The sequence below is a fragment of the Micromonospora sp. LZ34 genome, assembly GCF_052981855.1.
In genome coordinates this window covers 1-15,231 of sequence record NZ_JBRIQN010000082.1, presented here as the reverse complement: position 1 = coordinate 15,231, position 15,231 = coordinate 1, and the positions used below count along the sequence as shown (strand labels likewise).

13 protein-coding genes and 2 pseudogenes are annotated in these 15,231 nt (G+C 70.3%); 9 read left to right on the top strand and 6 right to left on the bottom strand.

The window, feature by feature from the left end; genetic code table 11:
* The first annotated feature begins 62 nt into the window (after nucleotides 1–62).
* On the top strand, nucleotides 63–464 hold the full coding sequence (locus ACVCAH_RS35775; protein ID WP_447140645.1) for an IS3 family transposase: 402 nt from the start codon (nucleotides 63–65) through the stop codon (nucleotides 462–464).
* Nucleotides 465–956: 492 nt separating this feature from the next.
* Here the strand turns inward: ACVCAH_RS35775 and ACVCAH_RS35770 are convergent, their stop codons facing one another.
* Nucleotides 957–1,703 carry a hypothetical protein gene (locus ACVCAH_RS35770; RefSeq protein ID WP_447140644.1) on the bottom strand — a complete coding sequence of 249 codons (747 nt, stop codon included), beginning with the start codon at nucleotides 1,701–1,703 and terminating at the stop codon, nucleotides 957–959.
* A 187-nt stretch (nucleotides 1,704–1,890) separates the two neighbouring features.
* Between ACVCAH_RS35770 and ACVCAH_RS35765 the strand changes: the two genes are divergently transcribed.
* The 4 genes from ACVCAH_RS35765 to ACVCAH_RS35750 all read left to right on the top strand — a co-directional run bounded on the left by ACVCAH_RS35765 (nucleotide 1,891) and on the right by ACVCAH_RS35750 (nucleotide 5,164).
* Complete coding sequence (locus ACVCAH_RS35765; RefSeq protein WP_447140643.1) at nucleotides 1,891–2,799, top strand: ferritin-like domain-containing protein; 909 nt, start codon at nucleotides 1,891–1,893, stop codon at nucleotides 2,797–2,799.
* Nucleotides 2,800–2,969: 170 nt separating this feature from the next.
* Complete coding sequence (locus ACVCAH_RS35760) at nucleotides 2,970–3,263, top strand: hypothetical protein (protein ID WP_447140642.1); 294 nt, start codon at nucleotides 2,970–2,972, stop codon at nucleotides 3,261–3,263.
* Nucleotides 3,264–3,333: 70 nt separating this feature from the next.
* Entirely contained in the window at nucleotides 3,334–3,885 is a 552-nt protein-coding gene (locus tag ACVCAH_RS35755) for a divalent metal cation transporter (RefSeq protein WP_447140641.1), read from the top strand.
* 511 nt (nucleotides 3,886–4,396) lie between these two features.
* The gene (locus ACVCAH_RS35750; RefSeq protein ID WP_447140640.1) at nucleotides 4,397–5,164 is read left to right on the top strand and encodes a DUF4396 domain-containing protein; all 768 of its coding nucleotides are present in this window, start codon (nucleotides 4,397–4,399) and stop codon (nucleotides 5,162–5,164) included.
* 264 nt (nucleotides 5,165–5,428) lie between these two features.
* On the opposite strand, the gene ACVCAH_RS35745 is transcribed toward ACVCAH_RS35750, so the two are convergent.
* Nucleotides 5,429–6,073 carry a hypothetical protein gene (locus ACVCAH_RS35745; RefSeq protein WP_447140639.1) on the bottom strand — a complete coding sequence of 215 codons (645 nt, stop codon included), beginning with the start codon at nucleotides 6,071–6,073 and terminating at the stop codon, nucleotides 5,429–5,431.
* Nucleotides 6,074–6,215: 142 nt separating this feature from the next.
* Here ACVCAH_RS35745 and ACVCAH_RS35740 point away from each other — a divergent pair, with 142 nt between their 5' ends.
* Nucleotides 6,216–7,670, top strand: a complete 1,455-nt coding sequence (locus tag ACVCAH_RS35740) for a glucose-6-phosphate dehydrogenase (protein ID WP_447140638.1) — start codon at nucleotides 6,216–6,218, stop codon at nucleotides 7,668–7,670.
* Nucleotides 7,671–8,065: 395 nt separating this feature from the next.
* Here ACVCAH_RS35740 and ACVCAH_RS35735 read toward each other — a convergent pair whose 3' ends face one another.
* Nucleotides 8,066–8,392, bottom strand: coding sequence for a hypothetical protein (locus tag ACVCAH_RS35735; protein ID WP_447140637.1), 327 nt, complete (start codon nucleotides 8,390–8,392; stop codon nucleotides 8,066–8,068).
* 320 nt (nucleotides 8,393–8,712) lie between these two features.
* Nucleotides 8,713–8,907: pseudogene (locus ACVCAH_RS35730) on the bottom strand (LmrA/YxaF family transcription factor); the annotation flags it as partial.
* Between the two features lie 298 nt (nucleotides 8,908–9,205).
* Here ACVCAH_RS35730 and ACVCAH_RS35725 point away from each other — a divergent pair.
* Entirely contained in the window at nucleotides 9,206–9,412 is a 207-nt protein-coding gene (locus ACVCAH_RS35725) for a transposase (protein ID WP_447140636.1), read from the top strand.
* A gap of 199 nt (nucleotides 9,413–9,611) precedes the next feature.
* Here ACVCAH_RS35725 and ACVCAH_RS35720 read toward each other — a convergent pair whose 3' ends face one another.
* Entirely contained in the window at nucleotides 9,612–9,986 is a 375-nt protein-coding gene (locus ACVCAH_RS35720; RefSeq protein ID WP_447140635.1) for a carboxymuconolactone decarboxylase family protein, read from the bottom strand.
* A 218-nt stretch (nucleotides 9,987–10,204) separates the two neighbouring features.
* Nucleotides 10,205–10,555, bottom strand: a pseudogene (locus ACVCAH_RS35715) (leucine zipper domain-containing protein); the annotation flags it as partial.
* A gap of 308 nt (nucleotides 10,556–10,863) precedes the next feature.
* Between ACVCAH_RS35715 and ACVCAH_RS35710 the strand changes: the two are divergent.
* Together ACVCAH_RS35710 and ACVCAH_RS35705 are read left to right on the top strand one after the other, a co-directional pair.
* A complete protein-coding gene (locus ACVCAH_RS35710; RefSeq protein ID WP_447140634.1) occupies nucleotides 10,864–12,210 on the top strand; it encodes an SWIM zinc finger family protein in 1,347 nt (448 codons plus the stop codon).
* Nucleotides 12,203–14,890, top strand: coding sequence for a DUF6493 family protein (locus tag ACVCAH_RS35705; protein WP_447140633.1), 2,688 nt, complete (start codon nucleotides 12,203–12,205; stop codon nucleotides 14,888–14,890). The genes ACVCAH_RS35710 and ACVCAH_RS35705 overlap by 8 nt, the downstream gene beginning before the upstream one ends.
* Nucleotides 14,891–15,231: the final 341 nt, after the last annotated feature.

Sequence of the window (15,231 nt, the reverse complement as noted above, 5' to 3'; positions counted from 1 at the left end):
GCGCACGCTGGTTCCACCAACGCACACGGCTGAACCGGGACTACGCCCTGGTCAGCTAGCAATTGGCGGCTGCCGTAAAAGGCACCTACGGGGCGCCGCGCGTGCACGCGGAACTCTCCGACGCTCGCTTGCGGCACAGCCGCAAGCGGGTGGCCCGGCTGATGCGTGCTGCCGGGATCCGCGGCAAGTCTCCCCGCCGGTGGCGCGCGACTACGATTCCCGACCCGGCCGCCATGCTGCGCCCGGACTTGATCCGACGCGACTTCATTACGACCCGGCTGCGGTCGACACCCCCTGGTGCGGCGACAGTGGGGTTGACCCGCTTTGACGGACATCTGGGATCAGGAGCCGGTGGGCGGGCTACGGGCGGATGTCCAGCATCATGGAGAGCATGGGTAGGAAGCGGCCTCGGCCTTGTCGGTCGTTCACGGCGCGATTCAACTTGCCAGGCGCTCGCGGTATGAGCATTGCGTCTGCCAGCGGCTACCGCGTCCGAGAGCGCCTCGCCACTCATCCGCGACCGTTCCCGCTTTCACTAGATCCTTGGGTTCGAGAATCTGAACACGCGGGTCACGTTTCATGCTGCGGTTTGAGTCGTGCTCGTGCGATGTAGTGGTCGATGGTGGTGAGGGCGTGGCGCAGGGCGGGTGGTGCTTAGGGTTGGTCGGCGGCGAGGAGTGGTCGTAGGAGTCGGTCGTTGAGTTTGGTGTAGAAGATCGTGAGGCGTTGGCCGTCGGGGGGCCAGGACGTAGGTGTGGGTGTGTTCGATGCGTCGGATCAGGCCGTTGAACCGCAGGCGGCGGAGGTCGTAGGTCATTTGGCTGGGGGTGTAGGGGGTGCCGAGCAGTCGGGCGTCAAGGCGCGAAGGCTCTTGTTGGTGACGACGGTGACGGCGAACAGGCTCAGGCATAGGGCGCCGGTCAGGGCCATGACCCGAGGGTCGGCGAAGCCACGCGCTAGGGCCTCCTGCCATCCTCGAAGAGGGTGGGCTGTGCGATCCGTTCGATGACTGGGTTCGCAAGGACGCAGCTCTGACCGGCACGGATAGTGTCCAGCAGCCGGCGGTTGGCGTCACCGGCTTTGGCGACGACCTCGTTGAGGTGTTCCAGGCGGCGCAGCACGCCGATGTCGTAGGTGTCATTGATGACGGTTTCGTCTGCGTAGCGCTCGCTGGTCTTTGAGGTAGTACTTGATCCGCGAGTGCCGGTAGAAGGCGTTGACCACGACGGCGTCGTTGTCACGGTCGACGGCGGCGCGGAACACGCCTTTGGTGGTGGAGCGGATCTGCCGGTTGAAGATGATCTCCATGTTGTCGGGGCGGCCGATGTCGAGGTTGTCCGCGTGAGGGCTTCAAAGAAGCCGCGGGCGTGGCGGGGTGCGGTGAACACGATGGTTTTAGCGACCTCGATCTGGCGCATGGAGCTGTCCCACCAGTAGCCGGCGGCCCGATCACGGGTGGTGAACGGTAGTGGCAGCCGCGCGCACCAGCGTTCGGTGAACACGGTGATGGTGCCGGGTCCGAGCCGGTCACAGATGCCTTGCAAACCGGTGGGGTCGTCGCTGACGGCGAAGCCGTTGGACAGCTCACGGAAGCTGATGCCGGCCTTGGTGGCTTGGCGTTTGGCCCACTCGTGCCCGTTGAACCAGATCTGGGTCGCAGGACAAGTTCGCGATCGTCTTCGGTTCCATCTGTCATCGCTCATGGTTAGCCTGCGGCGTGGTGCGGCGCCATCCCCGCCGTGCACCTCCCGCCGATGAAGGTTCGGGAAAGGAGCACGGCCGAGACAGCCACGCACTAGCGTGAACGCCGACGGCAGTAGCGTGCGGCACACCGGCGACATATCGATGGAGTGCGCGGCGTGTCGTGGATCGGAACGGGGGAGGACTTCCATGGTAAAGAAGTTCATCAAAGAGGCGGTGTCGCGCAGCGCGGAGTCGGATGACGATCGACGGAAGCTCGCGTCGATGACGGACCCGACGAATCCCGCCGCGCCATCGCCGGACGGCTCGGGGCCGAGTGACGCGACGATCCTGAACTTCGCCCTCAACCTCGAATACCTCGAAGCCGAGTTCTACCTTCGCGCCACCACGGGGCAGGGACTGCCTGACGAGATGACCACCGGCACCGGCACCCGGGGTGAGGTGACCGGTGGGGGCATGGTCAACTTCAGCAACCCGGTAGTGCGCAAGTTCGCACGGGAGATCGCCTCGGACGAGCGGCAGCATGTGGCCTTCCTGCGGTCCGCCCTCGGGGAGCACGCCGTTTCCCGTCCGGCGATCTCTCTTGACACGAGCTTCACCGCGGCGGCCACCGCGGCCGGGCTCATCAAGTCGGGCGAGATGTTCGACCCGTACGCCAACGATCTCAACTTCCTGTTCGCCGCGTTCCTGTTCGAGGACGTCGGCGTCTCCGCTTTCAAAGGAGCGGCACCGCTGTTGTCCAACAAGACGTACCTGGACGCTGCCGCGGGTCTGCTCGCCACGGAGGCGTACCACGCCGGGATCGTCCGCTCCGCGCTCTACAACGAAGGCATGATCGACGATGCCGTCTTCGCGGGCGTGCAGAAGCTCTCCGACGCCCGCAACAGTCTCGACGGACCGGTCGACGACGACCAGGGTATCGGCACCAGCGCCGAGGCGAACCTCATTCCCACGGACGCCAACGGCATCGCCTATGGCCGCTCGGCCCAGTCGGTCCTGAATATCGTGTACCTCAACGCGAGCCCGGCGAACTCCGGCGGCTTCTATCCCTCCGGCCTTAACGGCGACATCGCGATGAGCGGCGGGGCCGCCAGCTAATCACCTGGCCATCGCCGCGGTCCCGGCGGGCACTGCGGTGCGTGTTCCCAGGCCCGTACCGGACGGCCCGTACGCCCGGCACACGGCCAGCGCCAGACTCCACCCCAGCGGCACCGGATCGCCGCCTTCACTGCCGGGCGACGACCAGGATCGGAAGCACATAATGCACCTTGAACTCCACCCGATCCACCGAGGGGTTCGACGCGCCGCAGGGCGGCTTCGGCAACATGATCGAGATGGGTATCGTCGACCCACCGCCGGTGGCCCGCGCGGCGCTGCAGAACGGCGCCTCGGTGGCCGGCCTGCTGCCGACCCCGAACACGCTGGTCGTCGAGGAGCAGACACCGTGGGATGGCAGCCCGGCGCCGATGACCCAGTTCGGGCCGCTGGACGAGGGGCTGCAGCAGCCGTCGCCGGACGCCAGTACGCCGCAGTCGCTCGGGCTTGGGCCGTCGGTCGGGTGAGGCATGGACCCCGTGATCGGTGACGGCCGGCCACCGGCCGTCACCGGGCCCGCCGCACCCGTCATCGAGGGTGAGCGCGCTGCAGCTGCTGCGCTCCCGCGGGCGGCTGCGCGGGGTGCTGGCGCTGCTCGATCCGGCGCTCGTGGCAGGGGTTGCGTACATCTACCCGGGTAAATTCGCCGCCAACTTCACCGCCGGCGCGAGGTTCGGGTACACGCCGGCCTGGGTGATCGTGGTGGCCAACCTGATGGCCATACTGGTGCAGTACCTGTCGGCCAAGGCTGGCGTGGTGACCGGGCGTGACCTGCCAGACCTGTGTCGCCAGCACCTGCCGCGCCCGATCTCCCGCGCCTGCGACCAGGTCACCGGCGTGGTGCTGACCAGCACCGATGTGTACGGCAAGACCAATGAGATCACCCGGTTTCAGCCGCTGCTCGACCAGATCGGCGACCTACGCGACGCGGTGGTCACCGCCGACGCGCTGCACTGCCAGCGCGAGCACGTCACCTACCTCGCCGAACGCGGCGGGCACTGGGTCCTGACCGTGAAAGGCAACCAGCCCAGCCTGCATGCTCAACTCGCCGGTCTGCCCTGGCGGGCCGTCCCCGACGCGATCCGCTAGGACAACCGCGGGCACGGCCGCCGCGAAATCCGCACCCGGAAGATCCTGACGATCTCCACCGGCATCGACTTCCCGCACGCCGCCCAGGCCACGCAGATCCGCCGCCGCAGGCACCGCCTGGACGAGCCGAAACGCTTCACCACCGAGACCATCTACGCAATCACCGACCTCCGCGTTCACCAGGCCAAACCCGCCCACCTCGCCGACTGGTCCCGAGGGCACTGCGCGATCGAAAACAAGATCCACTGGGTCCGCGACGTCACCTACGACGAAGACCGCAGCCAGATCCGCACCGGCTCCCGGCCCCGAGGTCATGGCCGCCCTCCGCAGCGGCCATCGGTGCGCTACGCACCACCGGCATCACCAACATCGCTGCCGCCAACCGGCATCACGCCCGCGACAGCAGCCGCCCGCTGGCACTACTCGGCATCACCTGACGACTTTGCCGGGGCCCTGCCGCCCGATGTGCTCTCATGTCTGAGACGGCATCTTGGGTCGCGCTGCTCACCTGGTGGCGGAGTTCGTCACATCCGCCGCCACCGACATTGCATTGGGCGCCCTGGAGCGGACGGAGATGATTGTGCAACCGACGTGGCTCGTGATGCTTTCGTGGGCTGTGCTGTTCGTGGTGTTGGCCAGCACCGCCGTTGTCGCTGTTGACCAATTTGTTTTTGGATATCGTCAGCCGGTCAAGGTCATGGAGATAGTCTGGCCGGCAACCGCCCTCTACCTTGGCCCAGCAGCCGTCCTGACCTACCGAAAGTGGGGTAGACCCCAGTCGCCCCGGTGGCTGGACCGGCACGGCAACCCGCCCGGGAGCTCGCGGCATGCTCATTCGATAATCCAAACTTATCATTGTGCGACCCACTGCACTCTGGGTGTCATCATTGCTACGCCTATCACCTACGGCGTTGGCCTCGAAATATTCGGCAGCACACTGTGGCCCGAAGTCGTCGGCGATTATGTAGGCGCAGTGGCCGTAGGCGTTGCCTTTCGCTACTCTAGCGAAGCTCACACCGGTGGTCGAAGAGCGTGGGCCGCAATGCGGAAATTTTTCAGGGGCGACCTGCTGACCGTGTCCGTCTTCGAGCTCGCCCTATTAGGTTGGCTGGCGCTAATGCATTTTCGTGTTTTCCACGAGACCCTGCGGCCTAGTAGTCCGGTGTTTTGGCTCATTATTCAGGTCGGGTTGATCATCAGCTTCTTCGCCGCTTGGCCGCCAACCATGTTGCTGATCCGCCGCGGAGTGAAAACGGAATCGCTGGGCACGCCGCAGTAGGTGGTGATGCGCCGACGCCCTGGGGCGGAGGGGCGCACGTTGATTGCACGTTGAGCTTGGTGTCGCGCAGCACGGCGAACGCCAGCGCGACGGCGGGCCACCGGTGGGCGTACTCGCCCGGGTGCAGCCGCCCGCGAGCGAGGATCCACGCCCGGCGGTGCCGGCGCATGTCCTCCACCAGATGTACCGCGCCGATCCGGTTCAGGGCGGCCAGGAGCACCCGGCGCAGCGGCCGGGACACCGGGGCGATGCGGGGCCGGTCGATCAGCGACTCGCCGCCCGAACGGGCGACCAGGAACCGGAGCACGTCGGTGGCGGTGTCGACCAGCGCGGCCACGTGCGCCTCGACGGCGGCCGGGTCGACCGGGTCCACGAGTAGCCACGCCAGAACCCGGCCTTCGTCTCCCGGACGGGCACGGCGGCGCGCAGCCACGACTCGTCGGTGCGGTCCTCGGCGGCGAGGCGCAGGTTCAGGTCGTCCACGTCCGCAGGCGACAGCGCGGTCCGCCCGGCGAGCAGCGTCGACAGCTCGGTGCGCACGTCGCCGCGGAGGCTGCCGCCGAGATGCAGCACCCGGAGCCGGCCCGCGGTCAGCGCGGCGGTGCCGGGCAGCCGCAGCGCGGTGTGCAGCACGGCCCGGTGCTCGATGGCGTTGAGGTGCGCGCCGGAGAACATCGCGGCGATCCGGTCGGTCAGCCCGACCCGCTCGGCCAGCGCGGTGAGCGGTTCCAACGTGGTATCGGTGAGGTTCCTGCTGTAGTCCACGTAGCAGTCGGCCATTGGGAGGGCCAGCCGCTCGCCCCGGCGCGGGTCGGCGGCGAGCAGGTCACGCAGATGGACCCTGCGGATCTCATCTACATGCCTGCGCAGGGCCCGCCACTCGGCGGTGCTGGTGATGCCTGCCACCATGAAGATCGGCGTGCGAGCCGGCCCGCCGAAACTCCTGGACGTTGATTCCGACCTGACCGGAGCCGGCTCCGATGCGCAACGACCGGGGCGCGTCCCCCTAAAGGGGCGCCAACCTGCCCGACCGGCAGGGCATGGTGGTTGCATGACGACATCGCCTCCGAGCGCCCCCGGTCCCGTGGCCGACCTTCCCGCCGCCGGGGACCGCGTCTCCCAGACGTTGCTGCTGCTGGGCGGCACCGGTGACCTGGCCGCGCGCCTGCTGCTGCCCGGGCTCGGCCGACTGGTGGCCACCGGCGCCCAGCCCGGCCTCACGCTGATCGGCAGCGGCACTGAGGACTGGGACGACGAGCGGTGGCGCCGCCGCGTGGCCGACGCCTTCGCGACGGTCGGCGCCGACGGTCCCCGGGCGACCGAGGTCCTCCGGACCAGTCGGTACGTCTCGGCCGACGTCGCCCGCGAGGAGGACCTGCGGCGGCTGCTGACCGACTGTCGCGGCCGGCTGGTGATCTTCTTCGCGCTGCCACCGATGATCACCGCCCGGGCCGCCGCCGCGCTCGCCCGCATCGGCCTGCCGCCCGGCACCCGGCTGATGTTGGAGAAGCCGTTCGGCACCGACGCCGTCTCGGCGCGGTCCCTCAACGGCATCCTGGCCCGGCTCGTGCCGGAGGACCAGGTGCACCGCATCGACCACTTCCTCGGCAAGTCCACGGTGGTGAACATCCTCGGGCTGCGCTTCGCTAACCGGATCTTCGAGCCGGTGCTCAACTCGGCGCACGTGGCCTGCGTGGACGTCGTCTTCGACGAGACCCTGGGCCTTGAGGGCCGCGCCGGCTACTACGACGGTGCTGGCGCGCTCGTCGACATGGTGCAGAGCCACCTGCTGCAGGTCCTCGCGTTGATCGCGATGGACGCCCCGCCCACACTGGATGCCCGGGACCTGCGCGGCCGCAAGGCACAGGTGCTGCGGGCCACGCGGGTATGGGACGGCGACCCGGTGCGATGGAGCAGGCGGGCCCGGTACACCGCCGGGGAGGCGGCCGGGCGGCGGCTGCCCGCGTACGCCGACGAGCCGGGCATCGACCCGAACCGGGGGACCGAGACGCTCGCCGAGGTGGTGCTGGCCGTGGACACCTGGCGCTGGGCGGGCGTGCCGTTCCGGCTGCGGTCCGGCAAGGCCCTGGCCGGCAAGCGCGAGGAAGCCGTCGTCACCTTCAAACAGCCGCCCCGGGTCCCCACCGGGCTGACCGGCTACGAGCAGCCGGACCGGCTGCGGATCGGCTTCGGGCCGGACCGGCTGGGCCTTGACGTCAACATCAACGGTCCGGGCAACCCGCTGGAGCTCGATCAGGTGAACCTGGCGGCCGACTTCGGGCCGGGGGAGCTGCCGCCGTACGGTGAGGTGCTGCGCGGGGCCTTCGAGGGCGACCCGGCGCTGTCGGTGCGGGGCGACACCGTCGAGGACTCCTGGCGCATCGTGGAGCCGGTGCTCGAGGCATGGCGGGCGGGAGCGGTGCCGTTGCAGGAGTACCCGGCGGGCAGTCACGGCCCGGGCGACTCCCTCCTGACCCCGGCGCCCGGCGAAATGCGTCGTCACTGAGGACGATCTGGGCCGCCGATCATTCGGACGCCCGGAGGCCCCCATTCACCTGGAGGCCGGCTTTGTCTACCTGTCGTGACGGATGCTGATGATCGGGGCGGCGCGGCGCGCCCACGAGGACGCTGCTGCTCTCAGCGGCCCCGGACCGGCAGGCCGGCACCGCCGGGGAAGTGAGCAACGTGGCGCGCAGGCTGGGAACCACCGCCGTGATCGCCTGGAGCCTGACGACGGGATCCGCCGGCTTCCACACCGGATTCGTCGTGCTGACCGCCTTCGCGTTCACCGGTCTGGTCGCCTCGTCGCCGCCGGGCGGCGCGCGCCGTAACCGCGCCGCCGTCACCGGCGGCACCGTGCATTGCGCCGAGCGGCGACCAGGGGCGGTGGGCAGGCTTCTCCTACATGCGCAGAAGGCAGAGTTGCGCCAGCGTCGGCGCCCGCACCCGAATCCAGGCGCGATGCCGTGGGCGGCCGGCGGCCAGCACGACCGCGATGAGACGGCGGGCCGGCTCTCGGTCGAGCAGCATCACGCCGACCACTCCGACCAGCAACGCCAGACACGCGCCCAGCAACTCGCCGCCCATGCCGGACGGGCTGTCATCGCTCGCAATGATCGTCGGGCCGCTGCCCTGGAAGGCGACCCAGGGCGGTCCGCTGACGATGACGTCGGCCGGCCGGGCGCCGTGTTCGTCGAGCAGTTCGGAAGGGCGGCGGCGTCCGCGCATAGCACCTCGACCTTCGGGAAGCGGCGGGCGAGCCGCGCCGCCAACCGCTCGTTCAGCTCGATCGCGAGATGCCGGCCGCGACCACCGAGGCGTTGCTGGATGACCGAGGTGAACGGCCCGGTGCCCGATCAGAGCTCGACCACCGGCTCCCCGCGCTCTGGAATCGGCGCCACCATCAGCGCCGCCACCAGGGCGGAACTCGGCGTCACAGATGCGGCCCGCATCGGCTGCCGGATGAACTCCCGCCGAAAGATGGTGCCGCCGACCGACTCCGGCAGGCCAGTCAGAACTTCGGTTCGCCGGGTCCGGCCGTTAACCGGTCATGCCGGAGAGGCGGTGGCGAGGCTGTGGACATGGGCGATAGCCATGTCCAGAGCCCGAGCGAGCGGACGACTGCTGCGGCGCGTCTTGGCCAGCAGCAACCCGCCCTGGAGCGCGGCCATGATCGCTTCGGCGAGGGCGGCCGGATCGGCTTCCGGCGACAGCCTTCCTCGGTCACGCATGGCGGTGAGCCCGCTTCACCCGGTGGGAAGAAGCCGCCGTGACGGAGAAGCTGCTGGCCACGCTGCGGGTCAAGGCTCGGGTGCAGCAGGGTCGGGCGCCGGAGTCGTCGGCGGGGATCATCGACTCGCAGAGCGTGAAGGGCGCCGACACCGTCGGCAGGGACAGCCGAGGCTACGACGCTGGGATGAAGATCAACGGTCGGACGCGGATCATCATCACCGGCACCTTGGGCCTGTTGGTCACCGTGACCGTGATCGCTGCGCGCTGGCAGGACGGCGACGGTGCCAAGACGCCCTGCTCAGTGCCTGCATGGTGCAGGGCTCCACCGGCCTGCTGGTCGACTGGATCCGCGACACCCTGCGCACCACGCTGGAGATCGTCCGCAAACCCGCCGACCAGCGCGGCTTCGCAGTGCACCCCCGCCGGTGGGTGGTGGAACGCACCCTGTCCTGGCTCACCGTCTGCCGCCGGCTGGCCCGCGACTACGAACGCCACCTGCCGTCTCCGCAGCGCTGATCCGCTGGGCCGCGATCGCCGGCATGAACCGCCGTATCACCCGCGGCAAACCGGCACGCCGTCAAGCCCGCCGCACCTTCACCTGGACCTGATCAACCCCATCTCAACACGCTCTGACCGCCTGAACGACGAGTTCGAGGTCGCCAGCAGGCAGACGGACGGCTGCCAGCCTGCTCCGATGACAGGGCCGGGTCTCAACTCACACGGGAGGCGCCGTCGTGGGCATGGCACCCTCGGCGAGCTTGAGTCGCGTCCAGATGTTCATATTGATCACAACGGCCACGATCTCCAGGATCTCGTCCTCCGTGAAGTGCGTGGCCATCCTGTCGTGTGCCTCCTGAACCCGGTTGTTGACGGTGGCGTCGGCGGCTCGGGTCAACGCCTCGGCGTAGGCCAGTGCGGCTCGCTCCTCCTCGGTGAACAGGTGCGTCTCCCACCAGGCGGTGAGGGTCTCGACCTTGGACGGCGGGATGTCGGCGGTGCGGGCAGCGGCGTGGTGCACCAGAAGGCAGTAGCTGCAATTGTTGATCTGTGCGACGCGTAACCGCAGAAGCTGGGCCAGGGCCTGTTCCACCTGGAGTGTGGCGGTATGGCCAAAAGCTGCGGCTCCGGCGTTTGCGAGAGCCATGAGTTGCTCGTTTGACGTGGCGTTCAGTCGGACGTTCTGGATCCTGGTATCCAAGAGATGACCTCCTGTAGGTCATAACGACAACACCAGTGGTGGGGACGTCCACGTCGGTGGACAGCCCGCATCGGGATTCCCAGCAGCCTTGATAGGCGGGCGTAGGTCGCGTACCGCGTCCTACAGGTGCGCAAGCGTGGCGATCTCGACGGTGTCGAGCCCGGCTCCAGTCCGAGCCGGCCGCCGATCCGCGCTGGTCCCCACCGCCGCTTCGCCCGCAGGTGCAACACCCTGCGCTCCACTGGTGCTGGGGTGCGTCGCGGTGACCGGTGCGGGCGGCTCGACCGGTCGACCATGCCCGCCACACCCTCAGCCCGGTAGCGGTCCGCCCACCGCTTCGCCGTGGTCGGGCTGACCTGGAACCGCTCCGCGGCCCGCCGCAGCGGCCAGCCGTCATCAACGACACAGCTGGCCAGACGCAGCCGGCCGCGTTCGGTCAGGGGTGCGTTAGCGTGGGGCACGAGGACCTCCCGGGTGGTTGCGGAACCTTCGACAAGCTCCACCTCACCCGGAGGTCCTCACCTATTTCAAGATCCCCGCCGTGTCACCAACGTCCATGGGCAGAGCACCTAGCGGGTTTCAGGATGGGGCGGAAGCCGAGGAAATGTCGTACGGGTCCCGTTAGCTGCCGAGTATGTCTCACCGCCGGGAGCGGGGTCACCGCCAATCCGTTGTTGACAGTGGACGGTTGCCGAGGACAGCGCGGCATCCGCAGCACGTGGCACCATTCCCGGACACCGCGAAGCGTGACCCCAGGAAGGACCGAGCATTGAGTGCGAGCGCGTCCGTGGTGGACACCAGGATCTACCGGCACGCGTCGGGCGTAATCGGCGACACCGTCGCCCTTGCGACGTCGGCGCCGGACCGGGTTGACGAGCAGACCTTCTGTGCCGGTTTCGTGCGTACGCCTCGGGTGGTGGCCGGCGGGCTGCTGGCGCTGGCCGATATCGCGGCTGCCGACTTCCGGCCGGTGCGTAGTCCGGGAGGGCGCGATCCGGTGGTCACCGGCGACGGCGAACGGCTGCGGTTCGAGGCGCTGTCGGCCTGCGGCGGCGTGTACGGGCGCCTGGACCTGGCCGCTGGCGAACTGGACGGCGCGCCGGTGGGTCAGGGGGTGACCAACGTGGATATCAACCCCGAGTTGTACGCCGCGCTGACCCGCGTCGGGGCCGGGGACCCGTTGCGCCTGGCGGTCGGCGAGGACGAGCTCGCCGTGTCGACGCTCGACGGGCGCATCGTCGAGAAGCGGGTGCCCCTGCCGCAACGGTGGCTGCGCGGGCTGGCCGAGGTGTCGGCGCACGCGCTGCCGATGGACCCGCGGTTGGAGCTTCGTCCGGGACGCGCAGTCGCGCTGCTGGCCGAGGTGTCGGCGCGCACCGGCCGGCGGACGCGTTGGTTGTTGCCGGCCGCGGCCGGGTGGCGCTCCTCGAGCCGGCCGGATCGCGGCGCGATCTGCGTGGCGGACGGATACCGCCTGTCGGTGCTACGTTCGCTGCTTCCCCTCGCGCGCACCGTCACCCTCTACGCGCCGCCCGTCAGCGGCGCGCCGGCCCAGGTGAGCGGCTGGTTGCTCGACTTCGGCACGGCCCGGTTCACGCTGCTGCTGTCGACCGCCGTGCACCACGGCTTCGCCGGGGACGGTCAACTGCTGGCCGACCTCAGAGCCGGGTCCGCCGACATCGACGCCGACGCGTTGAGCGCGCTGCTGGTCACCGACCCGGTCGTCGACCGGTCGTCGGTCGCCGAGCGGATGGGCTGGGACGGTCCGCGGGCCACATCCGCCCTCGCCGCGCTCGCTACGGCGGGCCAGGTGGGCTACGACATCGCGGCGGCGTCGTCGTTCCACCGTCCGCTGCCCTACCGGGCCGATCTCGTGGCCGCGCTGCATCCACGGCTGGCGGCGGCGCGGGCGCTGGCGGCGGCGGGCGGGGTGGTGCCGACCGCCGCAGGCGTGGAGATCACCTCCGGCGGTTCGACCTATCTCGTGCACCGACGCGGCGCCGGGTACGCCTGCACCTGCGCCTGGTGGGCCGAGCATCAGGGCTTGCGCGGGCCGTGCAAGCACGTCGTGGCAGCGATGTTCAGCGAGGAGAACGGGGTGACGCGCGGTGAGTGACGTATGGCGCGAGGTGTGCGCGCGGATCGACGAGGCCGACTTCGACGCGCTCGGGGAGACGCTCGCGGGTCTGGACGCCGGCGGGCGGGCCGCCCTGCTGCCGGCGCTGGAGGCGCACACGCCGACCCATGCTGAGCCGAAGCCGGTCGTGCTGCCCCCGCTCGAGCCCGAGCCGGAGCCGGAGTTGCCCACGTCGGGCACCTTCGGTTTCGTGTTCATGACCGCTCCCGGGGAGGAGATTCCCCGCGACCTCGCCGGGATCCGGGCGCTCATGGCCCGCCAGCGGTCGCAGAGGCAGGAACGCCAGCGCGGCTTCGAGAAGCAGCGACTGGAGTGGCGGGCCATGCACGAGGCCAGAGAGCTGAACGAGCGCCGCCACGCAGTCCTCGCCATGGCCGTGCTTGCGTGCACTCCCACCATCGCTGACGCGGTTAAGCGGTTGTACCGGCCGTGGTCCGCGGGCCCGTCGCTGCGGGTGTCACCCGAGTTGGTGCCCGGCCTGCTCCGGGCGCGCGGCGCCGATTGGGGTGCCAGCCTGGCCCGGCACCTGCTGCGCCGGTCCGGCTCGCGTATCCGGGGGGCCGCTCACTGGCCGTTCACGGAGGCGCTCATGCGGGCCGTGGGTGCCGGGCCGCCGGACACGCCCGCGGCCGTGGCGCAGTACGTGGCGATGCGGCGGGGCAACTCCTCCCTGGCCGCTGTCCTGGCCGCCGACCCGTGGCTCGACCACGTGGTGCCGTACCTCTTCGACGACGACCGGGTGGCCGCCGCCTTCGTGACCGGCGTCGCCGGCCGGGACTGGCCTCCGGCCCTGCTCGAGCTGGCCGCCAGCGGCCGGATCGACCGGCGGGCGCTCATCGCGGGGTGCCTGCGTCGGTTGCGGGCCGGGGGGCGGAAGGGGCTGCTCCAGCCGTACCTCGATCTGCTCAGGCAGCTGGCACCGACCCTCGACGAGTTGGCCGGGCACCGGCAGGAGCTGATCGGCCTGCTGACCGCACCGATGTCGACGGTCGCGAACCTCGCGTACACCGCGCTGCGCGACCTGCACCGGGTGTCCGCGCTGCATCCGGCCACCCTCCTGGAGATCACCCAGAGCATGCTGTCCCGCCAGGAGAAGACGCTGGTGCGGGCACATTTGAAGTGGCTACGGACGCTTCCGCTCGAGCAGATGCTGGACGGGCTGGTGGTCGGACTGTTCCATCCGGTGCCCGAACTCGCCGAACGCACCCTCGACCTGATCGATAGAGGGCTGCCGGCGCTGTCGGAGGACTCCCGGAAGCGGCTGCGGGACGAGCTGCCGGCGCTTGACGGCGCGGTCGCGCACCGGCTGGCCGGGCTGCTCGGCGCCGCGCCACCCGCTCCCGTTGCCGTTCCCCCGCGCGTCGCGGAGCCGCCGGCGGAGATGCCACCGCCGCTGGATCTCGGCGCGCTTGCCGGCGAGTTGGCGATCGTGTTCCGCAAGGGCAACGACGACCCCGTCCGGCACGAGCTGCTGCTCGACGGGCTGGTACGGGCGGCGCGGGGCGACCGCGCCGCTGCCGATCGGGTGCTGAAGCCGATGATCCCGCAGTGGGCCGGACCGTGGCCGGCCGTGGTCGCCGCCGCCACCGGCAGCTACGTGTCGGATGAGACGCCGTACCGGGTGGCGGAGCCGCATCCGGTGACGCGCTTCCTGGAACGCCGGGTCACCGAACTCGCCGAACGGCTACTCAAGGAGCCGCCACCGGCGCTGCTGGCCACGCCGGCCACCGTCGCCGGGCACGTCGATCCCGCCCGAGTGCTCGACCTGCTGCGGAAGGCCGAACACGACGGCTGGCAGCCGGGCCACGCCGACCTGACGCAGGCCATCCTGCGGCTGCCGCGCGAGGTGGACGAGGCCGTCCAGGCCGGCGCGAGGCGTCTCGTCTCCCCCGCCGGGTGCCGGTTTGTCGCAGCGCTGGCCACGCGGGTCGAGCCGCGCACCTGGGTGGAGGAGGTCGGCCCCCAGCCATACCGGTCCGGCCGGCGGATCGCGATGGTGGACCCGGCCGGCCTGCCGGCCGAACTCGCCGACCCGCTCGACGTGGTCCAGCGGATCAACTACATCCGGTGGACCGCGGACCTGGCGCTGTGGCCGATGATCGCGCCGTCGCACCGGGAGGTCATGGCCGCGCACCTCCAGCCGTTCGTGGCCGCGGCGGTGGAGCGGGGCAACATCGGCACTGGGTTCCTCACCGGTCTCGCGACCGCCGACGGCCCGCCCGGCCCGGCGATGTGGTCGACCATGGCGTACGCGCTCGCCAACCATCGGCAACCCGTACGGCTGGCGGCCGGAGATGCGCTCATCGCCCTCGCCGCCCGACCGGACTGGGACAGCGCCGGCATCGGGGCGGAGATCGGCGCCCTCGCCGCCGCCGGTCGGATCGTGCTGCAGCGGGTCGTCCAGCCGCTGACCGAGGTGCTCAGGGCCGGCGCCCGCGAGGCGGTCTGGCAGGTGACGTCGGCGGCGCTGCCGATGCTGCTGCCCGCCGGAGCCCGGCCGGGCCTGGCCGACCTGGTCACCCTCGCTGCCGACGCCGCGCCCGGCGACCGCCCGGTCGACCTGCCGGACCTAGCCGCGCTCGCCGCCGATCCCCGGCGAAACCGCCTCACCGGGGCCGCCCGACGGTTCGCCGCCCGCACCGCCGGCGCCAGCGCCTGATTCGTGCCGCGAGATCCGGGCCTGGCGTAGTTTCCAGGCTGTGTCCACGAGGTCTCCGGTTTCAGGCTCTGCTTGGCCGCCGGACCGACGAAGATCGACCCGGGCATAGGGGGCGCCTCGCGCTAGTGCGGTGTCCACTAACGTTCACCGGGTGTTCGGTGGGTGTTGTGGATCCTCACCGTGAGGGGTGAGCGACTCCCCACCGTTGGGTGGTGGGGCGGGCCTCCGCGGGCCAACTGATCCTCGCGCCGCCTGGTGTGGGCGGCGGGGGTCACGTCGGGACTGGCCGGCGCCGGGGAGGTGCCGGCCGGCTCGACGGTGCGTGACCACCTCCGGCAGCA